Source organism: Pseudomonas sp. (genome assembly GCF_030690725.1).
In the GTDB taxonomy this organism is placed as follows: Bacteria; Pseudomonadota; Gammaproteobacteria; order Pseudomonadales; family Pseudomonadaceae; genus Aquipseudomonas.
This window is the reverse complement of the sequence record NZ_JAUYGD010000013.1, coordinates 15,437-39,587: the sequence shown is the minus strand read 5'-3', so window position 1 is coordinate 39,587 and position 24,151 is coordinate 15,437. Positions and strand designations below refer to the sequence as shown.

Sequence of the window (24,151 nt, the reverse complement as noted above, 5' to 3'; positions counted from 1 at the left end):
ACGTATTGATTGTCAGGCTGCGTATGCAGTGCTGGCCCTGCCGAGAGCACGGTACAAGTGCTCCGGTGTGATCTGAAGGAGTAAACATGGCGGTCTACAACTACGACGTAGTGGTGCTGGGTTCCGGCCCTGCGGGTGAAGGCGCGGCAATGAACGCGGCCAAGGCCGGGCGCAAGGTGGCAGTGGTCGACAGCCGCCGTGAAGTCGGCGGCAACTGCACCCACCTGGGCACTATTCCGTCTAAGGCGCTGCGCCATTCGGTGCGGCAGATCATGCAGTTCAACACCAATCCGATGTTCCGCCAGATCGGCGAGCCGCGCTGGTTCTCCTTTCCCGATGTGCTGAAAAGCGCCGAGCGTGTAATCGCCAAGCAGGTGAGTTCGCGCACCGGCTACTACGCGCGTAACCGCATCGATGTATTTTTCGGCACCGGCAGTTTTGCCGATGAGCACACCGTCGAAGTGGTTTGCGCCAATGGCGTGGTGGAAAAACTGGTGGCCAAGCAGATCGTCATTGCTACCGGTTCGCGGCCTTATCGTCCGGTGGACGTGGACTTCCACCACCCGCGCATCTACGACAGCGATACCATCCTCAGCCTCGGTCATACCCCGCGCCGTATCATCATTTACGGAGCCGGGGTAATCGGTTCCGAGTACGCCTCGATCTTCAGCGGCCTGGGCGTGCTGGTCGACCTGATCGACAACCGTGACCAGTTGCTGAGCTTCCTCGATGCGGAAATTTCCGATGCCTTGAGCTATCACCTGCGCAACAACAACGTGCTGATTCGTCATAACGAAGAGTACGAAAGTGTTGAAGGGGTGGAGAACGGGGTGATCCTGCACCTTAAGTCCGGCAAGAAGATCAAGGCGGACGCCTTCCTCTGGTGCAACGGCCGTACCGGTAATACCGATCAGCTGGGCCTGGAAAACATCGGCATCAAGGTCAACAGCCGTGGGCAGATCGAGGTTGACCAGAGCTACCGCACCGAGGTGTCGAACATCTACGCGGCGGGCGATGTGATTGGCTGGCCGAGCCTGGCCAGTGCCGCCGCCGACCAGGGCCGTTCGGCTGCCGGTAGCATCGTTGACAATGGCAGCTGGCGCTTCGTCGATGACGTGCCGACTGGCATCTACACCATTCCGGAAATCAGCTCGATCGGTAAGAACGAGCGCGAGCTGACCCAGGCCAAGATCCCTTATGAAGTCGGCAAGGCGTTCTTCAAAGGCATGGCCCGTGCGCAGATTTCCCACGAGCCAGTGGGCATGCTCAAGCTGCTGTTCCACCGCGAAACCCTGGAAGTGCTTGGCGTGCACTGCTTCGGCTACCAGGCCTCGGAGATCGTGCATATCGGCCAGGCGATCATGAACCAGAAGGGCGAGGCCAACAGCATCAAGTATTTCGTCAACACCACCTTCAACTACCCGACCATGGCGGAAGCCTACCGGGTGGCGGCGTTCGACGGCCTCAACCGGCTTTTTTGAGCGGCTCCGGCCGGTGGCCTGAGCCGGCCGGGGAGAACCCGTTCAGCGACTCCTGCGACTGGCGTTGGCCTAATCGCGAAAGTTTCTGATCAGGCTTAACGAAAAACCGGCCCTTGTGGCCGGTTTTTTCGTTTCTGTAGCTGGAGCTATCCACGATGGTTATTCCAGAGTCGCCACGGCGAGGCCGGGGAAGTCGGTGATGATGCTGTCCACACCGAAGTCTGCCAGGCGGCGCATCAGCGCCGGTTCGTTGACCGTCCACACCGAGACATGCAGGCCGGCTTTCTGCGCTTTGAGCAGGCGCTCCGGGGTGCACAGCGTCCAGTTCAGGGCGAGCAGGTGGCAGCCGTAATGCTTGGCGACTTTCAGCGGATCAAGCCAGGCATATTCGGCGACCAGGCCGCGCTGCAGGTGCGGCGTCAGGCGCTGCAGGGCGCCGAGCACCTCGCGTGAGCTGGAGGTTACGGTGACCTTGTCTGTCAGCTGGTAGCGTTCAGCCAGTTCGGCAATCGCCTTGACCATCCGCGCCGAGCGAACCTTCGAGGCGCTTTTGACTTCCAGCTGCCAGTGCTCGAAATCGCAGTGCTGGAACAGCTCTTCCAGCCGTGGGATCGGGCAGGGCGTGACGGCGCCAGGGCCACCTTTACGGGCGTCATAGGTCACCAGTTCGGCGGCGTCATGCTCGACGACCTTGCCACGATGGCCGGTGGTGCGCTTGAGCGTTGGGTCGTGAATCACCATCAGCTCGCCATCGCGCGACAGGTGCAGGTCCAGCTCGCAGCGGCGCACGCCGTGTTTGAGGCATTGCTGGAAGCTGGCCAGGGTGTTTTCCGGCACCTCGCCTTTGGCGCCGCGGTGTCCATAGATGACTGTCACTGTTGCTCCTTGTCGGGCTGGGCGGCGCCGGGCTGGTGATGGCGCACGCTGTTGATCACGTGTTTATGCTCGAAATAGACGCTAAATTCTCGGTAATCCCAGCGGGTGATCGGTGGGTTGCCAACGCTGGGGTGCTCTTCATCGGCCAGGCCGAAACGCTCCAGTACCGCGCGCTGGGATTCGCCGAATTGCGGCAGGCGCAATTCGCCGCCACCTTGCTGGCCGATAGGGATTTGCAGGGTATCGGCGACAGCACCGAGAGGCAGGAGCAGGGCGAGAAGCAGAAACAGGCGGGGCATGGTGGCTCGCTATCAGGATTGCAGGGGTTGCTCGCGGGCCTGGCGACGTTCCAGGGCCTGGCGTTGCAGGATATGCCGGGCAAGCAATTGGCGTTGGGCATCGCTCACAGCTTCGAATTCCGCGCCAATCTCAAATTGCTGCGAGGGCAGTGGTTGGCAATGCACCACCTTGGCTCGTAGCAGCAATCCCAAAGCCTGTGGCATCAGCACCATCTTTACCGCCAGGTGCGCGCCGGCTGCCACGGGTTGAGGGTTATTGAAGCTGACGCCGCCCTCGGACAGGCTGACCTTGCGCGGCGTACCGATTTCGCGCAACAGGCTCTGCGCCACGGCCTGACCGAGCAGGTCGATGCGCTTGTTCATGACCTTGAGGTAATTGGCCAGGGTGCGATCACGTTCGGTGATGTGCCGCAGCAGATGCTGCGACTCGAAGTCCATCAGGTGCAGATCGCTGAGCAGGTTGAACAGCGGGGAGCTGTCGTGAAGCTCGTCACTGGCCAGGGCTTCTGCGCCCGAGAGTAGGGTGAATTCCAGTGCGATCGTATCGTCGATACGATAGTATTCGCGGCGATCATCTTCATCTTGAGTCGGCATGGCGAACCCATGGCAGCAGTAGTGGTCAGAGTGTAAGGCTGCTCGCCAAGCCCCGCCACAAGGACGTTTCTTTTTCCCTCGAATCAGCCCCGACATGTTCAGACCTCTGTTCGTATTTATCGGCACGCGCTACACGCGGGCCAAGCGTCGCAACCACTTCGTATCCTTTATTTCCCTGACTTCGATGATCGGGCTGGCACTTGGTGTGCTGGTGATGATTCTGGTGCTGTCGGTGATGAATGGCTTCGACCATGAAATGCGCACCCGCGTGCTCGGCATGGTGCCGCATGCCACGGTCGAGAGCGCCACGCCGATCAAGGATTGGCGCAGCCTTGCGGACAAGGCGCAGAGCAACCCGCAGGTGCTTGCGGTTGCGCCCTTTAGCCAGATGCAGGGCCTGCTGACCAACGACGGCAAGGTGCAGAAAGTGCTGATCAATGCGGTCGACCCGCTGGAAGAAGCCAAGGTCTCGATCATCGGCAATTTCTTCAAGCCTGAAGATGGTGGCAAGGGTTCGCTGGATGCCCTTAAGCCCGGCGAGTTCGGCATGGTGCTGGGCGCCAAGGCCGCAGCCAAACTCGGCGTCGACCTGGGTGACAAGGTCACCTTTGTTGCCCCGGAAGTGACGGTTACTCCAGCCGGCATGTTTCCACGGCTCAAGCGCTTTACCGTAGTGGGCATCTTCCACGTTGGTGCCGGTGAGATCGACGGTCACCTAGCCCTGACCCATGTACAGGATCTGGCGCGCTTGCAGCGTTGGCAGGCCGATCAGGTGCAGGGCATTCGCCTGAAATTCGCCGACCTGTTCGAAGCCCCACGCACTGCCTGGGCGCTGGCGCAGACTTTGGGCGAGGGCGATTACTACGCCCGCGACTGGACCCGTACCCACGGCAACCTGTACCAGGCGATCCGCATGGAGAAGGCGATGATTGGCCTGCTGCTGTTGCTGATCGTCGCAGTGGCTGCGTTCAACATCATCTCCACCCTGGTCATGGTGGTCACCGACAAGAAGGGCGATATCGCCATTCTGCGCACCTTGGGCGCGACGCCGCGGCAGATCATGGCGATCTTTATGGTCCAAGGCACGGTGATCGGTGTGTTCGGTACGGCGATTGGCGCGGTGCTGGGCTGTCTGGCCGCATTGAATATCAGCAGTGCGATTGCCGCGCTGGAAGGGCTGTTGGGGATCAAATTCCTCAATGCCGATGTGTATTTCATCGACTACCTGCCATCGCAGTTGATGCTGGCGGACGTGCTGCTGGTCTGCGGCGCGGCGTTGATTCTAAGTTTCTTCGCCACCCTGTACCCGGCCTGGCGCGCGGCGCGTACCCAGCCCGCGGAGGCGCTACGTTATGAGTGATCAGGTTATGAATGATCAGGTTATGAGTGATTCGGTTATGCAAGATCGTGCAGTGTTGAGTTGTCGCAACCTCGGTAAAAGCTACGACGAGGGCCCGCAATCGGTGGTGGTGCTGCAGGACCTGCAGCTGGAGCTGCACCCCGGCGAGCGCGTGGCGATTGTTGGCAGCTCCGGCTCGGGCAAGAGTACCTTGCTGAATATGCTCGGCGGCCTGGATACGCCGAGCACCGGCAGCGTCTGGCTGGCTGGCGAGGAATTGTCGGCGCTGAATGAAAAGCAGCGCGGTCTGCTGCGTAACCGTGCACTGGGTTTCGTTTACCAGTTTCACCACCTGCTGCCGGAGTTCACCGCGCTGGAGAACGTCTGCATGCCGCTGCTGATTGGCCGCACGCCGATCAGTGAAGCGCGTCAACGCGCCACGGCGCTGCTGGAACGTGTTGGCCTCGGCCATCGCCTGGCGCACAAACCCTCGGAGCTGTCCGGCGGTGAGCGTCAGCGCGTGGCCATCGCTCGCGCCCTGGTCAATCAGCCTGGCCTGGTACTGCTCGATGAGCCCACCGGCAACCTTGATCACCACACCGCGCAAGGCATTCAGGACCTGATGAAAGAGCTGAGTAGCTCGTCGCAGACCGCCTTTCTGGTGGTGACCCACGACATGGCGCTGGCCCAGCAGATGGATCGCATCCTGCGTCTGGAAGACGGCAAGCTGGTGGCCGCCTGATGTTTCGTCCGCTGAGTATCTTTATCGGTATCCGCTATACCGGAGCCAAGCGGCGCAACCACTTTATTTCCTTTATCTCGATGACCTCGATGATCGGCCTGGCCTTGGGCGTGTTGGCCATGATCGTGGTGCTGTCGGTGATGAACGGTTTCCAGAAGGAAATGAGCACGCGCATTCTTGGCATGGTGCCGCATGCCAGCATTTCCGGCAGCCAACCGCTGGATAACTGGCAGCAGGTCGCCGCTGCCGCGAAGAACAATCCGCAGGTGGTTGCTGCAGTGCCGTTTGCCGAGCTCGAAGGCATGCTCTCGGTGCGCGGTGCAATGCAGCCGGTGCAGTTGCACGGCGTCGATCCGGCGTTGGAGCCGCAGGTGTCGATCATCGACAAGCATATGCAGCAAGGCCGCCTGAGCGATTTGCGCGAGGGTGAGTTTGGTGTGGTGCTCGGCGAGATCACCGCGCGGCGCTTCCAGCTGCGGGTGGGCGACAAGCTGGCGCTGATCGTGCCGGAACTGAGCAGCGTGCCGGGCGGGATCAGCCCGCGCATGCAGCGCCTTAACGTGGTTGGCATCTTCAAGGTTGGCGCCGAGCTGGATAGCTCGCTGGCGTTGATCCATGTCGCCGACGCGGCGCATATCCAGCGCATGCAGCCGGGCCAGGTGCAAAGCGTGCGGCTGAAACTGCAAGATCTGTATCAAGCGCCGCAAGTGGCCGCGCAGATTGTCGGAGAGCTGGGTGCAGGTTACAGCTCCGCAGACTGGACCCTGACTCAGGGCAGCCTGTTCAGTGCGATGAAAATGGAAAAGACCATGATCGGTCTGCTGCTGCTGCTGATCGTCGCCGTGGCGGCCTTCAATATCATTGCCACGCTGATCATGGTGGTGGCAGACAAGGGCGCGGATATCGCCATTCTGCGCACCCTGGGCGCGACGCCGGGGCAGATCATGGGCATCTTTATGGTGCAAGGCACTGTGATCGGCGTGATCGGTACGGTGATCGGTGCTGTGCTGGGGATTCTCGCGGCGCTGAATGTCAGTCAGCTGGTGGGCTGGATCGAGCGCTTGAGCGGCCAGCAGGTGATGAGTTCGGATGTGTACTTCATCAGCAACCTGCCGTCGGAGTTGCTGCTGTCTGATGTGCTGCTGATCTGTGGCGCGGCGTTCAGTCTGAGCTTTCTGGCCACCGTCTACCCGTCCTGGCGGGCCGCGAAGATTCAGCCGGCCGATGCGCTGCGTTACGAATAAGCTACGCTGGCAGAAACAAAAAAGCCGTTACTCAGTAACGGCTTTTTTGTTTCAGTGTTGCGCGTCGCGCTGCCGGCGTTTTTCCTGGCGTTTGCGCCAGTTGTGCCGCACCCACCAGCGCCAGTAAGCGTTGGTGCCGAAATAGCCCACGAGCGCAAGCAGAATAGCTAACGCCAGAGAGCCGAGATAAAGCGGCTGCCAGTGGGTTTGCAGCATTTGCCCAACCCAGGCCAGGCTGATGTTATCTGGCATGTGCATCGCTGGGGTGCCCATTAGCCAGGCCCCTACCTTGTAGTTGCAGTAAAACACGGCGGGCATGGTGATGGGGTTGGTCAGCCAGACCAGCCCGACCGAGATGGGCAGATTGCCCCGCGCCGGTACGGCAACGGCCGCTGCCGCTAACATTTGCAGAGGCATGGGAATCATCGCCCAGAACAGGCCAATGGCCATGGCGCGTGACACAGAATGGCGGTTGAGGTGCCAGAGGTTGGGATCGTGGATCAGGCTGCCCAGAAAGCGCAGGGATTTATTGCCCTTGATGCGGTCTGGGTGGGGCATGTAGCGCTTGAATAAACGACGCGGCATGAAGGCTCTCTGACGGGTAAAAGCGCCGACATTATGCACCCTTTGATGACAGCCTGCTTTCACACTTTGTGACAGCAAATAAGCAAAAGCTGATCGATGGGTTAAATGCAGTATTCGACTCACGGAGCGAGTCTATGCGCACAGGGATTTTTGCACTGGTGGCCGGGCTGCTGGTGTTGCGCTTCCTTCCGGTTTTGCCACCGTTCTGGTTGCTGGCTGTTTTGCCGGTCGCCGGTTTGATGCTGTTGCCGTTTCGCAGTTATCCCATCGCCTTGTTTCTATTTGGCTTCACCTGGGCGTGCGTATCGGCGCAGTGGGCGCTGGATGATCGCCTGGCGCGGCAATTGGATGCGCGGACCTTGTGGCTGCAAGGGCAGGTGGTCGGCCTGCCCGAGGTGGGCGAGGGCGTGGTGCGCTTTCAGCTGGAGCAGGCGGTTTCCCGTCGCGGCAAACTCCCCGCGCGTTTGCGTCTGGCCTGGTATGGCGGGCCTGCCGTGCGCGCCGGTGAAACCTGGCGCCTGGCAGTACGGCTCAAGCGCCCCCATGGTCTGGTCAATCCTCAAGCATTCGATTACGAAGCCTGGCTGCTGGCGCAGCGTATCGGCGCCACGGGTACGGTGAAAAGTGGCGAACTGATTGCCCCTGCCAGTGGAGCTGGAGCCTGGCGCGACCGCTTGCGTCAGCAGCTCTTGGCAACCCCCGCGCATGGCCGCGAAGGCGCCTTGGCGGCCCTGGTGTTGGGTGACGATTCGGGGTTGTCGACGGCAGATTGGCAGGTGCTGCAGAACACCGGCACGGTGCATCTGATGGTTATTTCTGGCCAGCATATCGGTCTGCTGGCGGCGCTGTTATATGGCCTGGTTGCCGGCTTGGCGCGCCTGGGCCTTTGGCCACGCAGCTGGCCTTGGTTGCCCTGCGCCTGTGTGTTGGGCTTTATCGGGGCATTGGCTTATGGGTTATTGGCCGGCTTTGATGTGCCGGTGCAGCGCGCCTCTGTGATGGTCGGCCTGGTGCTGCTCTGGCGCTGGCGCTTTCGCCATCTGGGCGTGTGGCTGCCGGTGTTGCTGGCACTGCTTGCGGTGTTGCTGGGTGAGCCGTTGGCCAGCGTGCAGCCGGGTTTCTGGTTGTCCTTTGGCGCGGTGATGCTGCTGATCCTGATCTTCAGTGGTCGGCTCGGCGCTTGGCCCTGGTGGGGCACCTTGTTGCGCGCGCAATGGGCTATGGCCATTGGTTTGCTGCCGTTATTGCTGGCCCTCGGTTTGCCGGTGAGTGCCAGTGGCCCCTTGGCTAATCTGGTGGCTGTGCCAGTGGTGGGGTTATTGGTGGTGCCGCTGGCATTGCTCGGTACGCTATTGCTGCCCTTGCCTGGAGTGGGGGCTGCGCTGCTTTGGGCGGCAGGCTGGGTGTTAGACCTGCTGTTCTCTCTGCTTATCCAATTGGCCTTATGGCTGCCAGCCTGGTTGCCCAGCGCCTTGCCATTTTGGGCTTGGCTGCTGGTGGCGCTTGGCGCGCTGGTGTTGCTATTACCGGCCGCCTTGCCGATGCGTAGCCTGGGCGCGTTATTGCTACTGCCCTTGTTATTTAGCCCGCAGCAGCGTCCTGAATACGGACGAGCCGAGGTGTGGATGCTGGATGTCGGCCAGGGCCTGGCGGTACTGGTGCGCACCCAGGGGCATGATCTGCTGTATGACGCCGGGCCGCGCTTTGGCGAGTTCGATACCGGTGAGCGGGTGGTACTGCCATCGCTGCGCGCCCTGGATGTGCGTGGGCTTGATCTGCTGCTGATCAGTCATGCCGATAACGATCACGCCGGTGGCGCTGTGGCGATTTCGCGTGGCCTGCCGGTCCGGCGCGTACTCAGTGGCGAACCCGCTAAGCTGGCGCGTTCGCTTGCTGCCGAAGCCTGCAGCCGTGAGGATTGGCAGTGGGATGGCGTGCACTTCAGTACCTGGCAATGGGCCGACGCAGCCACTGGCAATCAAGCGTCCTGCGTGTTGCGTATTGCGGCCAATGGCGAACGGTTGTGGTTGACCGGTGATATCGATAGCCAGGCTGAGCGGGCCTTGCTCAACAGCGCCCTGGCGATGCCCGCACAATGGTTACTGGCGCCCCATCACGGCAGCCGCAGCTCGTCATCGGCGGCGTTGCTGGCACAGGTTAAACCGGCTGCTGTGTTGATCTCCCGTGGTGCGCACAACAGCTTTGGTCATCCACATGCCGAGGTTATGGCACGTTATCGCGCGGTGGCGGCGCAGCCCTATGACACGGCTCAGCACGGTGCGGTGCGGATTCGCCTGGGCGCATTCGAACAGGCGCAGAGTTTGCGCGACCACGCACGTTTTTGGCGGGAAAAATGAGAACGGCGGCGGTCGGCGAGGCCGCGACCCTATGCTAGAGTGGCGCCACTTTTGTGAAGGGGATCTGCCACCGTGTGGGAACTGGTTAAAGCTGGCGGCTGGATGATGCTGCCAATCATTCTGTGTTCTATCGCTGCGGCCGGCATTATTGCCGAACGCCTGTGGACGCTGCGGCCGAGCCGCATTACGCCACCCAACCTGCTCGGTCAGGTGTGGAAGTGGATCAAGGATAAAAAACTCAATAACCAGAAGCTCAAGGAGCTGCGCGCCAACTCGCCGCTGGGGCAGATCCTCGCCGCTGGCCTGGCCAACTCCAAGCATGGTCGCGAGATCATGAAAGAGTGCATTCAGGAAGCCGCGGCCCGGGTGATTCACGACCTGGAACGCTACCTAAATGCCCTGGGCACCATCGCCGGTATCGCGCCGCTGCTGGGTTTGCTCGGTACGGTGCTGGGCATGATCGAAATCTTCAGCTCCTTTATGGGCTCGGGCATGGCCAATGCATCCTTGCTCGCTGGCGGTATTTCCAAGGCGCTGATCACCACGGCGGCAGGTCTGATGGTGGCCATTCCGGCACTGTTCTTCCACCGTTACCTGCAACGCCGCGTCGATGAGCTGGTGGTCGGCATGGAGCAGGAGGCGATTCGCCTGGTGGAAGTGGTTCAGGGCGATCGTGACGTCGACATGGGCGAGGACAAGGCGTGAAATTCCGGCGCAAACCGCGGGAGAACGTCGAGATCAACCTGGCCTCGTTGATCGACGTGGTGTTTATCCTGCTGCTGTTCTTTGTGGTCACCACCACCTTTACCCGTGAGACCCAGCTCAAGGTCGATCTGCCGGAGGCCGCTACTGGCACGCCGCCGGAGCAGACCGAACTGAAGCAGCTGGAAATCCTGATTGCCGCCGATGGCAGCTACTCGCTGAATGCCAAACAGTTGCTGAAAAGCGATCTGGAAAGCCTGATGGCAGCGCTGCAGAAGGAATCGGAAGGTGATAACAGCCTGCCGCTGATCATCAGCGCCGATGCCAAGGCTCAGCATCAGGCGGTGATTACCGCCATGGACGCGGCCGGCAAGCTGGGGTTTGCCCATCTGCGCATGACCACCATCGAGGCGCAAGCCGCGCCTTGAGGGTTGCCCACTGATGAGCCTGTCCGCACGCCTTACTGCTGCCTGGTACGCCGATCATCCGGCGCTGGGCCTGCTGCGTCCGCTGGAGTGGCTGTATCGCGTGGTGGTGGTGCGTAAGCGCGCGCGCTTTCTGGCGGGTGAGGGCGAGATCTACCGTGCTCCTGTGCCGGTAGTGGTGGTCGGCAATATCACCGTCGGCGGCACCGGCAAAACCCCCATGATTCTCTGGCTGATTGAACATTGCCGCCGCCAAGGGCTGCGCGTCGGTGTGGTCAGCCGTGGCTATGGCGCCCAGCCGCCGCAGCTGCCCTGGCGCGTGCAGGCCGATCAGGCGGCCAGCGTGGCAGGTGATGAGCCGCTGCTGATTGTGCAACGCAGCGGCGTGCCGCTGATGATTGATCCTGATCGCGGCCGCGCCGCAGCGGCCTTGCTGGCGGCCGAACCGCTGGACTTGATCCTCAGTGATGACGGCTTGCAGCACTACCGTCTGGCCCGAGATCTCGAACTGGTGCTGATCGATGCCGCGCGCGGCTTGGGCAATCGCCATTGCCTGCCTGCCGGCCCGCTGCGTGAGCCGGTCGAGCGTCTGCAGAGCGTGGATGCGCTGCTGTATAACGGCGCGTCCAGCGATCCGCAGGAGGGTTACGGCTTTACCCTGCGGCCGCGCACCTTGGTCAACCTGCGCAGTGGCGAGCAGCATCCGCTCAGTCACTTCCCGGCCGGTCAGGCCCTGCATGCGGTCGCCGGTATTGGCAACCCGCAGCGTTTCTTCAATACCCTCGAAGGGCTACACTGGCGGCCTGTCGCGCATGCCTTTGCCGACCATGCGCCGTACAGTGCCGAGCTGCTGAATTTCAGCCCGGAGCTGCCGGTGCTGATGACGGAAAAGGATGCGGTCAAGTGCCGTGCCTTTGCGGCTGACGATTGGTGGTACCTGGCGGTGGATGCCGAGCCTTCGGCCGCGTTTGTCGCCTGGTTTGATCAGCAATTGCAGCGTCTTGTGCCGCGCGCCTGACTGTTCTGATCATTCGGCGGCCTCGTCCGCCCCAGCAGCTGCTTCCTATCAAGGATCTCCCATGGACCCGAAACTACTCGATATTCTCGCCTGCCCACTGTGCAAGGGCCCGCTGAAGCTCGCCGCTGACAAGAGCGAGCTGATCTGCAAGGCCGACGCGCTGGCTTTCCCGGTTCGCGATGGCATCCCGGTGATGCTGGAAACCGAAGCCCGCACCCTCAACGTCGACGAGCGTCTGGACAAGTAAATGAGCACTGCCTTTACCGTTGTGATTCCGGCGCGTTTCGCTTCCAGTCGCCTGCCGGGCAAGCCGCTGCAGGATATTGCCGGCAAACCGATGATTCAGCATGTCTGGGAACAGGCGTGCAAAAGCAGCGCCCAGCAGGTGGTGGTGGCCACCGACGATGCACGCATCGTTGAGGCCTGCCGCAGCTTTGGTGCGCAGGTGGTACTGACCGACGCCTCCCACAACTCCGGCACCGACCGCCTGGCTGAAGTGGCCACGGCGCTGGGCTTGGCGACCGACGCCATCGTGGTCAACGTGCAGGGCGACGAGCCGCTGATTCCGCCGGCGATCATTGATCAGGTAGCCGCCAATCTGGCCGCCAACCCGCAGGCGGCCATCGCCACCTTGGCCGAGCCGATTGAGGATGTGCAGGCGCTGTTCAACCCCAATGTGGTCAAGGTGGTCAGCGACAAGACAGGCCTGGCCCTGACCTTCAGCCGCGCGCCGCTGGCCTGGGCGCGGGATGCCTTCGCCAAGAACCGTGACGAGCTGCCAGCAGGCGTGCCGTACCGCCGGCACATCGGCATCTACGCCTACCGTGCGCAGTTTCTGCATGACTTCGTCGCCTGGGGCCCGTGCTGGCTGGAAGACACCGAGTGCCTGGAGCAGCTGCGTGCGCTCTGGCATGGCGTGCGTATCCATGTCGCCGATGCCCTGGAAGCGCCGCCTGCGGGCGTCGACACGCCGGAAGACCTGGAGCGGGTTCGTCGCCTGCTGGGGGTCTGATGCGCGTTCTGTTCGTCTGTCTGGGCAATATCTGCCGCTCGCCCACGGCCGAGGGCGTGTTGCGCCACAAGCTGCGTGAGGCGGGGCTGGAAGGGCGCGTCGAGGTCGATTCGGCGGGCACTGGCGACTGGCATGTGGGAAAGGCGGCGGACATCCGCACGCGTCAGGCCGCGCAGCAGCGTGGCTATGACCTGTCTGCATTGCGTGGCCGGCAGGTCAAAGCCGCGGATTTTCACGCCTTCGACCTGATTCTGGCGATGGATAACAGCAACCTGCACGACCTGCAGCAGCTGCGTCCAGGCAATGATGCGGCCGAGCTGGACCTGTTTCTGCGCCGTTATCAGCTGGAGCTGGATGAAGTGCCGGACCCTTATTACGGTGGCGAGGCTGGCTTTGCCCAGGTGCTGGATTTGATTGAGCAGGCTTGTGATGCCCTGGTGATCGAACTCAAGGGGCGCTTATGAGCCTGCAGGTGCGCTCTCAGGTATCGCTGAAGCCCTATAACAGCTTTGCCGTCGAGGCTCAGGCCAGTCATTTTGCCGAAGCCGAGAGCGATCAGCAGGTGCGCGAAGCGCTGAGTTATGCGCAAACGCAGCAGTTGCCGCTGTTGTTGCTCGGTGGCGGCAGCAATCTGCTGCTGACGCGTGATGTCGATGCGCTGGTGCTGCGTATGGCCAGTCGCGGTATTCGTGTGCTCAGCGATGACGGCGAGCGTGTTGTGATCGAGGCGGAGGCGGGCGAACCCTGGCATCCATTTGTGCAGTGGACGCTGGCCCAGGGCTTTGCCGGTCTGGAAAACCTTAGCCTGATCCCAGGCACCGTGGGTGCGGCGCCGGTGCAGAATATCGGTGCGTACGGCGTTGAGCTGAAGGATCTGTTTGCCGGTTTGACCGCCTTGGATCGACAGAGTGGCGAGCTGCGTGAGTTTTCTCTGCAGGACTGCGCCTTTGCCTACCGCGATAGCGTGTTCAAACGCGAAAGCGGGCGCTGGGCCATCCTGCGGGTGCGTTTTGCCTTGAGTCGCGTGGCTGCGCTGCACCTGGATTACGGCCCGGTGCGTCAGCGTCTGGCGGAGCAGGGCATCAGTGCTCCGACGGCGCTGGATGTCAGCCAGGCCATTTGCGCCATTCGCAGCGAAAAATTGCCTGACCCGGCTGAGCTAGGCAATGCTGGCAGCTTCTTCAAGAACCCATTGGTATCGAGTGAGCTGGCGCAGCGTTTGCGCGCCGAACATGCCGATCTGGTGGCGTATGCTCAGGCAGACGGGCAGGTAAAACTTGCCGCTGGCTGGTTGATCGAGCGGGCGGGCTGGAAGGGCTTTCGTGAGGGTGATGCGGGCGTGCATCGTCTGCAGGCGCTGGTATTGGTGAATTACGGGGACGCCAGCGGTGCGCAGTTGTTGGCACTGGCGCAGCGTATCCAGGCGGATATCGCCCAGCGTTTTGCGGTGGACTTGGAGATCGAGCCGAACGTGCTGTAAAGCGTTTTGGCGGAAGCTAGCTAACAGCGTGTTGATCGCGCTGTAATAAAAGCTACAACGCAAAAGGGGATGCCGCAGCATCCCCTTTTTTATTGCCTAGCGGATCAGACCTGCGGTTTGATCGCTTCTTTATCCTGCTCGTCAGCTTCTACTTCAGTAAACAGTGAGCTTTGCGGCTCCTGGTTTACTTCTGCTTCTACTTGCGCGGCGGCTTCGGCCTTGGGCTCGACTGCTTCGATGCTCGCAGGTGCTTCGGCTGCAGTTTCAACTACGGCTTCGGCAACCACTTCTGCAGCTGGCTCTTCAGCTACCGGTGCAGCAGCTTCAACCTGTACGGAGGCTGCTGGGGCTTCGGCGGCTTCGCGGGCCAGACGCTCGGCTTCACGCTGACGACGACGCACTTCGCGCGGATCGTTAGGTGCGCGGCCGGTGCTGCTGGCGGCAACCACAGGGGCAGCTTCGGCTGCTACAACTTCAGCTACTACGGCTTCGGCAACCGGCTCAGGAGCGGCAACCGCAGCAGGCGCTTCAACAACCTCTGCAACCGGGGCTGGCGCCTCTACAACAGCAGGTGCTGGTGCAGCTTCGCTGACTTCGGTGGCATATACAGGTGCTTCGCTGACTTCGACAACCGGGCTGCTTACAGCCTCTACAACTACGGTCTCAGCAACGGCTTGTGGCGTTTCAGCTGCAGCGACTTCGCGTGGCTGCTCCTGCTCGACAACTACCGGTGCGGCTTCGGCGGTTGCTTGGACGGCTTCGTCTGCGCCAGTGGTAACGGCGGCTGTTACTGCTGCTGAAACTACTGTGTTGTCGGCATCGGCTGGTGCTTCTGCGCCTTCTTCACTGCCTTCAATCGGATTGCCGTTGGCATCGTTCTGGCGCTCGCGACGATTGCTGCGACGACGCTGACCACGGGAGCGGCGACGTGGGCGATCGCCACCTTCGCTGCCTTCCTGCTCATCGTCCTGCAGTGCTTCTTCAGCGTTCAGTACTTCTTCATCAGCGGCTACTGCGGCCTGTTCGGCACGTGGCTGGCGCTCTTCACGCGGTGCGCGCGGCTGGCGCGGTTCGCGTTGCGGACGTTCGGCACGGGCTTCTTCGCTGAGCGTTGCGCTATCACCCGGTGCGGCATCCAGTGGCTCACGCAGTTCGCGCGGCTGGCGCTCTTCACGTGGCTTGCGGTCGCGTGGCTGACGCTCTTCGCGAGGAGGGCGCGACTGACGCACTTCCTGCGGCTCGCGAACTTCTACGACGTCACGCGGGCTGCGTTCTTCGCGCGGTGCGCGGTCCTCGCGGGGCGCACGCTCTTCGCGCGGGGCGCGTTCTTCACGTGGAGCACGCTCTTCGCGGGCAGCACGTGGCTGACGCTCTTCACGCGGTGCGCGTTCTTCGCGTGGACCACGGTCTTCGCGCGGCTTGCGCTCTTCGTTATTGCGACCACCGCGGCTGCGGTTCTGCTGGCGACCGTTGCGGCGCTCATCGCTGCGCTGTGGGCGTTCGCTGGTTTTCTTCTCGACGACAGCAGGCTTTTCTTCTTCCTTGCTGGCGAACAGGCTGACCAGCGACTTGACCAGGCCCTTGAACAGGCTTGGCTCGGCGGCGGCAACTGGCTGCGCGGCTACTGCTTCAACCGGGGTTGGTGCAGTGCGCTGCGGCGCGGTCTTGATTGCGGCTTCCTGGCGAACCAGGGTGCGCGTTGCGGCGGCCTGTTTCTCTTCTTCCACTTCAATGGTCGCCATTTCATAGCTGGATTGAGTGGACTGAGCTTCCGGGCTGTCGTCACGGATGCGGGTGACTTCGAAGTGTGGGGTTTCCAGGTGATCGTTCGGCACGATGACGATGCGCGCACGGGTACGCAGTTCGGTCTTGGTGATCGAGTTGCGTTTTTCGTTGAGCAGGAAGGCAGCAACTGGAATCGGCACTTGTGCGCGAACTTCGGCAGTGCGGTCTTTCAGGGCTTCTTCTTCGATCAGGCGCAGAATGGCCAGCGACAGCGATTCGACGTCGCGGATGATGCCTTGACCATTGCAGCGTGGGCAGACGATACCGCTGCTTTCACCCAAGGATGGACGCAGGCGCTGACGCGACATTTCCAACAGGCCGAAGCGTGAGATGCGACCCACTTGTACGCGGGCGCGGTCGGCTTCCAGGCTTTCACGGACTTTTTCTTCCACGGCGCGTTGGTTCTTCGCCGGGGTCATGTCGATAAAGTCGATGACGATCAGGCCGCCGATGTCACGCAGACGCAGCTGGCGGGCGATTTCTTCAGCCGCTTCCAGGTTGGTCTGCAGGGCGGTTTCTTCGATGTCGCTGCCTTTGGTCGCACGCGCCGAGTTGATGTCGATGGACACCAGGGCTTCGGTCGGGTCGATGACGATGGAGCCGCCGGATGGCAGTTTCACTTCGCGCTGGAAAGCGGTTTCGATCTGGCTTTCGATCTGGAAGCGGTTGAACAACGGTACGCTGTCTTCGTACAGCTTGATCTTGCTGGCGTACTGCGGCATCACCTGATTGATGAAACTCAGGGCTTCCTGCTGCGCTTCAATGCTGTCGACCAGTACTTCGCCGATGTCCTGGCGCAGGTAGTCGCGGATGGCGCGGATGATCACGTTGCTTTCCTGATAGATCAGGAAGGGCGCGGCGCGGTCCAGCGAAGCTTCTTTGATAGCGGTCCAGAGTTGCAGCAGGTAATCGAGGTCCCACTGCATTTCTTCGCTGGAGCGGCCCAGGCCTGCAGTGCGCACGATCAAGCCCATGTCGCTTGGAGCGACCAGGCCGTTCAGCGCTTCACGCAGTTCATTACGCTCTTCGCCTTCGATACGACGCGAGATGCCACCGGCGCGCGGGTTGTTCGGCATCAGAACCAGGTAACGACCGGCGAGGCTGATAAAGGTGGTGAGGGCTGCGCCCTTGTTGCCACGCTCTTCTTTCTCGACCTGAACGATGACTTCCTGGCCTTCCTTGAGCACGTCTTTGATATTGACGCGGCCTTCTGGAGCCTTGCTGAAGTATTCGCGGGAGATTTCTTTGAGCGGGAGAAAGCCGTGGCGCTCAGAGCCGAAGTCGACGAAAGCAGCTTCGAGGCTAGGTTCTACGCGGGTGATTTTACCCTTGTAGATGTTGGATTTTTTCTGCTCACGGGCGCCGGACTCGATGTCCAGGTCGTAGAGTTTCTGCCCATCTACCAGGGCAACACGCAACTCTTCGGGCTGAGTTGCGTTAATCAGCATTCTTTTCATGTAGTACCGTCGGTTTCCGGTGCTGGCGGAAGCGGCGTTCGGCACACACGACTTCAGGGGTCGGTGTCAGGTGCGTCAGGAACGGTCGTAAAGCGTTCCAGTGTCTAGCGGCGGTCAGCCAATTGTGCTGGGCCGCGACGGACGTCTCCTGCTCGCTGTGATAACAGAAAGCACTAAGTCAGGAGGAGGAATCAGCTGTTGGTAGCGGACGAGATGAGGCGTCTTGGTAAAGCGAGCTGCTACGCGGACCAACAGTTGTACATCTCCACCCTACACGTATCGCTGAAACTCGGGTGCCGCTCGCGAAAATCCGCAGCGGGTTAACTATTACCGCAACCGTCCAAAGGGGCAGGCTGCGCATCATGGCTTAAAGGCTTTATTTCCGAGTTATTCACAGCCTTGGAGGCTTTTCTTTCGTTGAATAACCCGTCGGACGGCCTCACGTCCCGAATGGGTTGCGTTGGTTGGGGATGGCAGTTTTGGCGATCATCCGCAAACCAGGCCGCTTTTGGCGGCGTTCCCGACTATAGCAGCAATGATTAAGTGCTTCAATTCCATAAAAAATTGTTATGATTGCGCGATGACAAATCCTTCCCCTCCAACCTCCGGCGTCCAGCTGCTCGAGGTTGCGCCGGAACTTGCCGGCCAACGCATTGATAACTTTCTCCGCACCCAGCTCAAAGGCGTGCCCAAGACTTTGATTTACCGGATTTTGCGTAAAGGCGAAGTGCGCGTGAATAAAGGTCGGATCAAGCCCGAGTACAAGTTGCAGGCCGGTGACATCATTCGCGTACCGCCGCTGCGTTTGGCTGAGCGCGATGAGCCCGAGCCGCTGGCTCAGGGGCTTTTGCAGCGCCTTGAGGCTGCAATTGTCTATGAAGACAAGGCGCTGATCGTGCTGAACAAGCCGGCTGGTATTGCCGTGCATGGCGGTAGTGGCCTGAATTACGGGGTTATCGAAGCCTTTCGTCAGCTGCGTCCGGATGCTAAGGATCTGGAGCTGGTGCACCGTCTCGATCGTGATACTTCGGGCCTGTTGATGATTGCCAAGAAGCGCAGCATGTTGCGTCACCTGCACGAAGCCTTGCGTGGCGATGGTGTGGACAAGCGCTATATGGCGCTGGTGCGCGGCCACTGGGCGACGGCCAAGAAACAGGTCAATGCGCCGCTGCTTAAGAGCAATCTGCGTTCCGGTGAGCGCATGGTTGAGGTCAATCCGGAAGGTAAGGAGGCTTTGACCATCTTCCGTGTGCTGCGCCGCTTTGGTGAGTTCGCCACGCTGGTCGAGGCCAAGCCGGTTACCGGGCGTACCCATCAGATTCGTGTGCATGCGCAGCATGCCGGGCACTGCATTGCTGGTGACAGCAAGTACGGTGATGACGATTTCACCAAGGAAATTCGCGATCTGGGCGGCAAGCGCCTGTTTCTGCATGCCTATGAGTTGGTTGTGCCGCTGCCTGAAGGTGGTCAGCTCAAACTTGAAGCGCCGGTCGATGAAATGTGGGCGCGGACTATGGTGCGTCTCGGTGCCTGATTCTCAGATGCGTGATTGTCAGGAGCGTCGCTACCAGCTACTGATCTTCGATTGGGACGGCACCTTGGTTGATTCCATCGGTCGGATCGTTGCGGCGATGCACCTGGCTGCCGATGCCTGTGAGTTGCCGCGCTGCACCGATGATCAGGTGCGCGGCATTATCGGTTTGGGTTTGCCTGAGGCGATTCGTTGCCTGTATCCGGATATGCATGATGCGCTTCGCGCGCAGCGTTTACGGCAAAGCTACAGCGAAAACTACCTGGCTCTGGAGTCCGAGCCGTCGGCGTTGTTCCATGGTGTGGCTGAGGGCTTGGAGGCGTTTCGTGCCGAAGGCTATCGTCTGGCGGTGGCGACAGGTAAGGGTCGGTATGGTTTGCAGCGGGTGCTGGCGGATCGCGGCTGGCTGGATTATTTCGACTACAGCCGTTGCGCCGATGAAACGGCGAGCAAGCCGGACCCGCTGATGCTGCATGAGATTCTTGCGCAAAGCGGTGTTGCAGCCAGTCAGGCGCTGATGGTCGGCGACTCGTCCTTCGATCTGTTGATGGCACAACGCGTTGGCATGGATTGTGTGGCGGTGGGTTATGGCGCGCAGCCGTTGCAGGCGCTGCGTGCGTGTCAGCCAACACTGGCAATAGAATGTTTTACCGAGTTGCGCGCCTGGCTGGGTCGGCGTGCGTCTAATCAGTCAGTTTGAGGTGGTTTTGCATGGCAGATGAATGGAAAGCGTCGGCAGCGGCTGATGGTGACGGAAAAAGCTGGCAGCTGCTGGAGAAAACCCTGCTGGCCGGTGTGCAGGAGCAGCGGCGCGCGCGTCGCTGGGGGATTTTCTTCAAGCTGCTGACCTTCATTTATATCTTCGGCGCGCTGGCGTTGTTCTCGCCCATGTTGGCGATGAAAAAGGGCGCGACCACCGGTAGTCATACTGCAGTGATCGAAGTGCGCGGGATGATTGCCGATCAGGAGTCGGCCAGTGCCGACAATATCGTCAGCAGTCTGCGTGCGGCGTTTGAGGATACCAATACCAAGGGTGTGATTCTGCGCATCAATAGCCCGGGCGGCAGTCCGGTGCAGTCGGGCTACATCTATGACGAAATTCGGCGTCTGCGCACCGAATATCCAGCGATCAAGCTGTATGCGGTGATCACTGATCTGGGGGCTTCGGGTGCTTATTACATCGCCAGTGCGGCTGATGAGATCTATGCCGACAAGGCCAGCCTGGTCGGCTCCATTGGTGTAACGGCGGCCACCTTTGGCTTTGTTGGGGTGATGGAGAAGCTGGGTGTGGATCGCCGCGTGTATACCTCCGGTGAGCACAAGGCATTTCTCGACCCGTTCCAGCCACAAAAGGCTCAAGAAACCAAGTTCTGGCAGGGTGTGCTGGAAACCACTCATCGCCAGTTTATTGCCAGCGTCAAGCAGGGTCGTGGTGAGCGCTTGAAGGATGCCGAGCACCCAGAGCTGTTCTCGGGTCTGGTCTGGTCGGGCGAGCAGGCCTTGCAGTTGGGTTTGATCGATGCGCTGGGCAATACCAGCTATGTGGCGCGGGAAGTGGTTGGTGAGAAAAACATTGTTGACTTCACCGTGAAGGAGTCGCCATTTGATCGTTTCGCGAAAACCCTGGGCGCCAGCATGGCTGAGCGTATTGCCCTGTGGGTGGGTTTTCAGGGGCCGGCGCTGCGCTAACGCTTGAGTCTGCTGAAGGCGAGCCCGGTCATTGATCGGGCTTGTTGCTTTTAGGGGATATCGATACCGCTGGCCAGTAGCATGTCTACTAGGCGAATCAGTGGTAGGCCGATCAGGCTGTTGCTGTCACTGCCTTCGGTGCTGCGAAACAGACTGATGCCCAGGCCTTCGGCCTTGAAGCTGCCGGCGCAGTCGAAGGGTTGTTCGGCGGTCAGGTAGCGCATGATCTGTGCTTCGTTGAGGGCGCGAAAATGCACGGTGAAGGGTATGCAGTCGGTTTGCTGCTGGCCGGTGGCGCTGTTAAGTAGGGTGAGGCCAGTCAGGAAGGTCACGCTATTGCCGCTGGCGGCCAGTAATTGCTCGCGGGCGCGCTCCAGGGTGTGTGGTTTGCCGAGGATCTGCGTGCCGAGTACCGCGACCTGGTCCGAGCCGATGATCAGGTGCTGGGAGTGGGCTGTGCTGAGTGCCTGGGCTTTTTCCAATGACAGGCGGCGCACCAAGGTGTCTGCGTCCTCATCGGGGCGCCGTGTTTCATCGATGTGCGGGGCGCTCCAGGTAAAGGGCAGGCGCAGGCGGGTGAGCAGTTCGCGGCGGTAGGGTGAGCTGGAGGCGAGCACCAGAGGCAGCACGGCGATTTCCTTCTATATAGGAGTTTGCAGAGGGTGGGCGATTCTAGCTGTCGCCCCATATGCTGGACAGGCCGAATTTCCTTTGACAGCGGCGGGTTGCATCCCTAAAATGCGCCGCCTATGTCAAATGGCCCGATTCCACCTCACGTTGATCCGCGCAAATTAGCTGATCGCAGTGCCACCCTCGAAGGTGAGCTGCAACTGTCCGATTTGAAGCGACTCTGCGGCCCGCTTGCCGATAACCAAGGCATGGTGCGTACGAAGTTCTTCTTCGAGCGCGACGAGCGCAATGCTGTAGTTTTTCACAGCGAGCTTGAGGTTGAAGTCAAGATGGTTTGCCAGCGTTGTCTGGAGCTGGTCACTTTGCCGATCCATAGCGCGTGTGATTACGCTGTGGTGAAAGAGGGTGCGAATACCCAGTCAGTGCCGCAAGGCTATGACGTGATTGAGTTGGGTGAAGACCCATTGGATCTGCTGGCGCTGGTTGAGGAGGAGCTTCTGCTTGCCTTGCCCATTGTCCCGGCTCATGACCCTAAAGATTGCCAGCAGCCGACCGGCCTCGAAGAGCCCGAGTCGAGCGAGGACGAGGTAACGCGGTCCAACCCGTTCAGTGTATTGGCGCAGTTAAAGCGTGACCCAAACGTTTAGGAGTTAATTAGTTATGGCTGTTCAGCAGAACAAAAAATCCCGTTCCGCCCGTGACATGCGTCGTTCGCACGATGCCCTCGAGGCCAGCACTCTGTCGGTCGAGAAAACCACCGGTGAAATCCACCTGCGTCACCACGTATCGCCAGAAGGCGTTTACCGTGGTCGTAAAGTGATCGACAAGGGCGCTGACGAGTAAATCTTGTCCGCTCCGATCATCGCGATTGATGCAATGGGTGGGGACTTCGGTCCCCACTGCATTGTTCCAGCCTGCATCTCTTGCCTGGCTGAATACCCTTCGTTGCACCTGGTCCTCGTCGGCCAATCCTCTCTGCTTGAATCCCTGATTGCTCGCTATCCCGGTGTTGATCGTGCGCGTCTGCGCGTTGAGCATGCCGGTGAAATTATCGCCATGGACGAGCGGCCAGCGCAGGCGCTGCGTGGCAAGCCAGACTCTTCGATGCGTATCAGTCTTGAATTGCTGCGCAGTGGTGCGGCGCAGGCCTGCGTCAGTGCTGGTAATACCGGCGCGCTGATGGCGCTGTCGCGCTACGTACTGAAAACTCTGCCTGGCATTGATCGTCCGGCCATGGTCACGGCTATTCCGACGCAGGCGGGTTTTTGTCATCTGCTCGATCTGGGCGCCAATGTCGATTGCAGTGCCGAGCACCTCTACCAGTTTGCCGTGATGGGCTCGGTTACCGCTGAAGCGTTGGGTACGGTGCGTCCGCGCGTGGCACTGCTGAACGTGGGTACTGAAGACATCAAGGGCAACCAGCAGGTCAAGTTGGCAGCCAGTCTGCTGCAGCAGGCGGAAGGCTTGAACTACATCGGCTTTGTCGAGGGTGATGGGTTGTATCGCGGTGAGGCCGATGTGGTGGTGTGCGACGGGTTTGTCGGCAATATCCTGCTCAAGTCCAGCGAAGGCCTGGCGGCAATGATTGCCGGGCGGATTGAGGCGCTGTTCAAATCCAGCCTGGCTGCGCGTCTGGTGGGGGCTTTGGCGTTACCGCTGTTGCGGCGTTTGCAGGGTGAGTTGGCCCCGGCACAGCACAATGGTGCGAGTTTTGTCGGGCTGCAGGGCATTGTGGTGAAAAGCCATGGTGCGGCCGGGCCTGATGGCTTTAAAAGCGCTATTCGCCGAGCATTGCGGGAGATTGAAGAAAATCTGCCGCAGCGTTTGCATGGTCGCCTGGGTGAACACCTGCTTTAGAATGTGACCGCAGCGAACAGCCTGTCATCCAACTGTCAGTTTATTGCGCTTGGCTAGGCTGAGCGCGTATTACCGACGATCACGATCATTAGGAACAGGTTTCCATGTCTGCATCTCTCGCATTCGTCTTTCCGGGTCAGGGTTCCCAGTCGCTGAGCATGCTCGCCGAGCATGGTGCACAACGACCGCTGATTCTCGAAACCTTCGCCGAGGCTTCCGAAGCCCTTGGTTATGACCTCTGGGCGCTGACCCAGCAAGGTCCTGAAGAGCAACTCAACCAAACTGACAAAACCCAGCCGGCGATTCTCACTGCCTCTGTTGCGTTGTGGCGCGCCTGGCTTGCCGAGAGCGCTGCGCGGCCGGCTTTTGTTGCTGGCCACAGCCTGGGTGAATACTCGGCGTTGGTAGCGGCGGGCAGCTTGTCGCTGGCAGCTGCGGTCAAGCTGGTGGAGCATCGCGGTCAGCTGATGCAACAGGCGGTTCCAGCCGGGCAGGGCGGCATGGCGGCGATTCTCGGCCTGGAAGATGCTGATGTACTGGCTGCTTGCGCCGAAGCTGCGCAGGGTGAAGTGGTCAGTGCGGTAAATTTCAATGCACCGGGCCAGGTGGTGATCGCAGGCGGCGCTGCTGCCGTCGAGCGCGCCATTGAGGCGTGCAAGGCGCGTGGCGCCAAGCGTGCGATGCCGCTGCCGGTTAGCGTGCCGTCGCATTGCGCGCTGATGCGCCCTGCGGCTGAGCGCTTTGCCGAAGCCGTAGCGGCAATTGACTGGCAGGCCCCGCAAATTGCCCTGGTACAGAACGTCAGTGCTGCGGCGGTGACTGATCTGGAAGGGCTCAAGCGTGATCTGCTGGCTCAGCTTTACAGCCCGGTGCGTTGGGTTGAGTCGATTGTCTGCCTGTCTGCGCAAGGCGTGACTGATCTGGTCGAGTGCGGTCCGGGCAAGGTGTTGTCTGGTTTGAACAAGCGCTGCGTCAAAGGCATCAATACCCATAACCTGGACACCCCGGACGCTTTCGCTGCTGCGAACGCGGCCCTGGTCTGATTAAG

The 24,151-nt window shown here is 60.7% G+C and carries 25 protein-coding genes; 19 read left to right on the top strand and 6 right to left on the bottom strand.

Annotated elements, in window-relative coordinates; all coding sequences use genetic code 11:
- The first annotated feature begins 86 nt into the window (after positions 1-86).
- The gene (gene sthA, locus Q8O69_RS03020) at positions 87-1,481 is read left to right on the top strand and encodes a Si-specific NAD(P)(+) transhydrogenase (RefSeq protein ID WP_305589442.1); all 1,395 of its coding nucleotides are present in this window, start codon (positions 87-89) and stop codon (positions 1,479-1,481) included.
- A 159-nt stretch (positions 1,482-1,640) separates the two neighbouring features.
- On the opposite strand, the gene Q8O69_RS03015 is transcribed toward sthA, so the two are convergent.
- The 3 genes from Q8O69_RS03015 to Q8O69_RS03005 are packed head-to-tail and all read right to left on the bottom strand — an operon-like array spanning position 1,641 to position 3,250.
- Positions 1,641-2,357, bottom strand: coding sequence for a glycerophosphodiester phosphodiesterase family protein (locus Q8O69_RS03015; protein ID WP_275963141.1), 717 nt, complete (start codon positions 2,355-2,357; stop codon positions 1,641-1,643).
- Positions 2,354-2,656 carry a phosphodiesterase gene (locus Q8O69_RS03010; RefSeq protein WP_305589440.1) on the bottom strand — a complete coding sequence of 101 codons (303 nt, stop codon included), beginning with the start codon at positions 2,654-2,656 and terminating at the stop codon, positions 2,354-2,356. The genes Q8O69_RS03015 and Q8O69_RS03010 overlap by 4 nt, the downstream gene beginning before the upstream one ends.
- Positions 2,657-2,668: 12 nt before the next feature.
- The gene (locus Q8O69_RS03005) at positions 2,669-3,250 is read right to left on the bottom strand and encodes a PilZ domain-containing protein (RefSeq protein ID WP_305589438.1); all 582 of its coding nucleotides are present in this window, start codon (positions 3,248-3,250) and stop codon (positions 2,669-2,671) included.
- Between the two features lie 94 nt (positions 3,251-3,344).
- Here Q8O69_RS03005 and Q8O69_RS03000 point away from each other — a divergent pair, with 94 nt between their 5' ends.
- From Q8O69_RS03000 to Q8O69_RS02990, 3 genes are read left to right on the top strand one after another with little or no spacing between them, the layout of a single operon-like run.
- Positions 3,345-4,610, top strand: a complete 1,266-nt coding sequence (locus Q8O69_RS03000) for a lipoprotein-releasing ABC transporter permease subunit (protein ID WP_305589436.1) — start codon at positions 3,345-3,347, stop codon at positions 4,608-4,610.
- Between the two features lie 37 nt (positions 4,611-4,647).
- Positions 4,648-5,331: a lipoprotein-releasing ABC transporter ATP-binding protein LolD gene (gene lolD / locus Q8O69_RS02995; RefSeq protein WP_170049072.1), complete on the top strand. Its 684-nt coding sequence runs from the start codon at positions 4,648-4,650 to the stop codon at positions 5,329-5,331.
- Entirely contained in the window at positions 5,331-6,575 is a 1,245-nt protein-coding gene (locus tag Q8O69_RS02990; RefSeq protein WP_305589434.1) for a lipoprotein-releasing ABC transporter permease subunit, read from the top strand. Before lolD ends, Q8O69_RS02990 begins: the two co-directional genes overlap by 1 nt.
- Before the next feature lie 51 nt (positions 6,576-6,626).
- On the opposite strand, the gene Q8O69_RS02985 is transcribed toward Q8O69_RS02990, so the two are convergent.
- Positions 6,627-7,160, bottom strand: a complete 534-nt coding sequence (locus Q8O69_RS02985; protein WP_305589477.1) for a DUF2062 domain-containing protein — start codon at positions 7,158-7,160, stop codon at positions 6,627-6,629.
- Positions 7,161-7,294: 134 nt separating this feature from the next.
- Here Q8O69_RS02985 and Q8O69_RS02980 point away from each other — a divergent pair, with 134 nt between their 5' ends.
- From Q8O69_RS02980 to murB, 8 genes are all read left to right on the top strand, one after another.
- Positions 7,295-9,517, top strand: a complete 2,223-nt coding sequence (locus Q8O69_RS02980) for a DNA internalization-related competence protein ComEC/Rec2 (protein ID WP_305589432.1) — start codon at positions 7,295-7,297, stop codon at positions 9,515-9,517.
- 72 nt (positions 9,518-9,589) lie between these two features.
- Complete coding sequence (locus Q8O69_RS02975; RefSeq protein WP_160015472.1) at positions 9,590-10,222, top strand: MotA/TolQ/ExbB proton channel family protein; 633 nt, start codon at positions 9,590-9,592, stop codon at positions 10,220-10,222.
- Positions 10,219-10,647 carry a biopolymer transporter ExbD gene (locus Q8O69_RS02970; protein WP_090248015.1) on the top strand — a complete coding sequence of 143 codons (429 nt, stop codon included), beginning with the start codon at positions 10,219-10,221 and terminating at the stop codon, positions 10,645-10,647. Before Q8O69_RS02975 ends, Q8O69_RS02970 begins: the two co-directional genes overlap by 4 nt.
- A 13-nt stretch (positions 10,648-10,660) precedes the next feature.
- The gene (gene lpxK, locus Q8O69_RS02965; protein ID WP_305589428.1) at positions 10,661-11,662 is read left to right on the top strand and encodes a tetraacyldisaccharide 4'-kinase; all 1,002 of its coding nucleotides are present in this window, start codon (positions 10,661-10,663) and stop codon (positions 11,660-11,662) included.
- Between the two features lie 61 nt (positions 11,663-11,723).
- Positions 11,724-11,909: a Trm112 family protein gene (locus Q8O69_RS02960; protein WP_090387286.1), complete on the top strand. Its 186-nt coding sequence runs from the start codon at positions 11,724-11,726 to the stop codon at positions 11,907-11,909.
- On the top strand, positions 11,910-12,674 hold the full coding sequence (gene kdsB, locus Q8O69_RS02955; RefSeq protein WP_305589425.1) for a 3-deoxy-manno-octulosonate cytidylyltransferase: 765 nt from the start codon (positions 11,910-11,912) through the stop codon (positions 12,672-12,674).
- A complete protein-coding gene (locus Q8O69_RS02950) occupies positions 12,674-13,138 on the top strand; it encodes a low molecular weight protein-tyrosine-phosphatase (RefSeq protein ID WP_305589423.1) in 465 nt (154 codons plus the stop codon). The genes kdsB and Q8O69_RS02950 overlap by 1 nt, the downstream gene beginning before the upstream one ends.
- Positions 13,135-14,154: a UDP-N-acetylmuramate dehydrogenase gene (gene murB, locus Q8O69_RS02945; RefSeq protein WP_305589421.1), complete on the top strand. Its 1,020-nt coding sequence runs from the start codon at positions 13,135-13,137 to the stop codon at positions 14,152-14,154. The genes Q8O69_RS02950 and murB overlap by 4 nt, the downstream gene beginning before the upstream one ends.
- Before the next feature lie 104 nt (positions 14,155-14,258).
- Here murB and rne read toward each other — a convergent pair whose 3' ends face one another.
- Entirely contained in the window at positions 14,259-17,396 is a 3,138-nt protein-coding gene (gene rne, locus Q8O69_RS02940; protein ID WP_305589419.1) for a ribonuclease E, read from the bottom strand.
- A gap of 580 nt (positions 17,397-17,976) precedes the next feature.
- Here rne and rluC point away from each other — a divergent pair.
- From rluC to Q8O69_RS02925, 3 genes are read left to right on the top strand one after another with little or no spacing between them, the layout of a single operon-like run.
- Positions 17,977-18,930 (top strand): 23S rRNA pseudouridine(955/2504/2580) synthase RluC, encoded by a 954-nt coding sequence (gene rluC / locus Q8O69_RS02935; protein WP_305589417.1) that lies wholly within the window; start codon positions 17,977-17,979, stop codon positions 18,928-18,930.
- A gap of 7 nt (positions 18,931-18,937) precedes the next feature.
- The gene (locus Q8O69_RS02930) at positions 18,938-19,627 is read left to right on the top strand and encodes an HAD-IA family hydrolase (protein ID WP_305589475.1); all 690 of its coding nucleotides are present in this window, start codon (positions 18,938-18,940) and stop codon (positions 19,625-19,627) included.
- A gap of 11 nt (positions 19,628-19,638) precedes the next feature.
- Positions 19,639-20,616: a S49 family peptidase gene (locus tag Q8O69_RS02925; protein WP_305589415.1), complete on the top strand. Its 978-nt coding sequence runs from the start codon at positions 19,639-19,641 to the stop codon at positions 20,614-20,616.
- Between the two features lie 50 nt (positions 20,617-20,666).
- Here Q8O69_RS02925 and Q8O69_RS02920 read toward each other — a convergent pair whose 3' ends face one another.
- Complete coding sequence (locus Q8O69_RS02920; RefSeq protein WP_305589413.1) at positions 20,667-21,245, bottom strand: nucleoside triphosphate pyrophosphatase; 579 nt, start codon at positions 21,243-21,245, stop codon at positions 20,667-20,669.
- Positions 21,246-21,365: 120 nt separating this feature from the next.
- Between Q8O69_RS02920 and Q8O69_RS02915 the strand changes: the two genes are divergently transcribed.
- From Q8O69_RS02915 to fabD, 4 genes are all read left to right on the top strand, one after another.
- The gene (locus Q8O69_RS02915; RefSeq protein WP_305589411.1) at positions 21,366-21,893 is read left to right on the top strand and encodes a YceD family protein; all 528 of its coding nucleotides are present in this window, start codon (positions 21,366-21,368) and stop codon (positions 21,891-21,893) included.
- 13 nt (positions 21,894-21,906) lie between these two features.
- Positions 21,907-22,089 (top strand): 50S ribosomal protein L32, encoded by a 183-nt coding sequence (gene rpmF / locus Q8O69_RS02910; protein ID WP_002552688.1) that lies wholly within the window; start codon positions 21,907-21,909, stop codon positions 22,087-22,089.
- 3 nt (positions 22,090-22,092) lie between these two features.
- Positions 22,093-23,103: a phosphate acyltransferase PlsX gene (plsX, locus tag Q8O69_RS02905; RefSeq protein WP_305589409.1), complete on the top strand. Its 1,011-nt coding sequence runs from the start codon at positions 22,093-22,095 to the stop codon at positions 23,101-23,103.
- A gap of 104 nt (positions 23,104-23,207) precedes the next feature.
- A complete protein-coding gene (fabD, locus tag Q8O69_RS02900) occupies positions 23,208-24,146 on the top strand; it encodes an ACP S-malonyltransferase (RefSeq protein ID WP_275961422.1) in 939 nt (312 codons plus the stop codon).
- Positions 24,147-24,151: the final 5 nt, after the last annotated feature.

Bases quoted from the DNA above. Each gene is read 5' to 3' on its own strand.
- Q8O69_RS02930 (WP_305589475.1), top strand. From the start codon at position 18,938: ATGCGTGATTGTCAGGAGCGTCGCTACCAGCTACTGATCTTCGATTGG.
- Q8O69_RS02950 (WP_305589423.1), top strand. From the start codon at position 12,674: ATGCGCGTTCTGTTCGTCTGTCTGGGCAATATCTGCCGCTCGCCCACG.
- lpxK (WP_305589428.1), top strand. From the start codon at position 10,661: ATGAGCCTGTCCGCACGCCTTACTGCTGCCTGGTACGCCGATCATCCG.
- rpmF (WP_002552688.1), top strand. From the start codon at position 21,907: ATGGCTGTTCAGCAGAACAAAAAATCCCGTTCCGCCCGTGACATGCGT.
- rluC (WP_305589417.1), top strand. From the start codon at position 17,977: ATGACAAATCCTTCCCCTCCAACCTCCGGCGTCCAGCTGCTCGAGGTT.
- Q8O69_RS02980 (WP_305589432.1), top strand. From the start codon at position 7,295: ATGCGCACAGGGATTTTTGCACTGGTGGCCGGGCTGCTGGTGTTGCGC.
- Q8O69_RS03005 (WP_305589438.1), bottom strand. From the start codon at position 3,250: ATGCCGACTCAAGATGAAGATGATCGCCGCGAATACTATCGTATCGAC.
- Q8O69_RS02985 (WP_305589477.1), bottom strand. From the start codon at position 7,160: ATGCCGCGTCGTTTATTCAAGCGCTACATGCCCCACCCAGACCGCATC.
- rne (WP_305589419.1), bottom strand. From the start codon at position 17,396: ATGAAAAGAATGCTGATTAACGCAACTCAGCCCGAAGAGTTGCGTGTT.
- Q8O69_RS02925 (WP_305589415.1), top strand. From the start codon at position 19,639: ATGGCAGATGAATGGAAAGCGTCGGCAGCGGCTGATGGTGACGGAAAA.
- kdsB (WP_305589425.1), top strand. From the start codon at position 11,910: ATGAGCACTGCCTTTACCGTTGTGATTCCGGCGCGTTTCGCTTCCAGT.
- fabD (WP_275961422.1), top strand. From the start codon at position 23,208: ATGTCTGCATCTCTCGCATTCGTCTTTCCGGGTCAGGGTTCCCAGTCG.
- lolD (WP_170049072.1), top strand. From the start codon at position 4,648: ATGCAAGATCGTGCAGTGTTGAGTTGTCGCAACCTCGGTAAAAGCTAC.
- sthA (WP_305589442.1), top strand. From the start codon at position 87: ATGGCGGTCTACAACTACGACGTAGTGGTGCTGGGTTCCGGCCCTGCG.
- Q8O69_RS02915 (WP_305589411.1), top strand. From the start codon at position 21,366: ATGTCAAATGGCCCGATTCCACCTCACGTTGATCCGCGCAAATTAGCT.
- Q8O69_RS03010 (WP_305589440.1), bottom strand. From the start codon at position 2,656: ATGCCCCGCCTGTTTCTGCTTCTCGCCCTGCTCCTGCCTCTCGGTGCT.
- Q8O69_RS02990 (WP_305589434.1), top strand. From the start codon at position 5,331: ATGTTTCGTCCGCTGAGTATCTTTATCGGTATCCGCTATACCGGAGCC.
- Q8O69_RS03000 (WP_305589436.1), top strand. From the start codon at position 3,345: ATGTTCAGACCTCTGTTCGTATTTATCGGCACGCGCTACACGCGGGCC.
- Q8O69_RS02960 (WP_090387286.1), top strand. From the start codon at position 11,724: ATGGACCCGAAACTACTCGATATTCTCGCCTGCCCACTGTGCAAGGGC.
- murB (WP_305589421.1), top strand. From the start codon at position 13,135: ATGAGCCTGCAGGTGCGCTCTCAGGTATCGCTGAAGCCCTATAACAGC.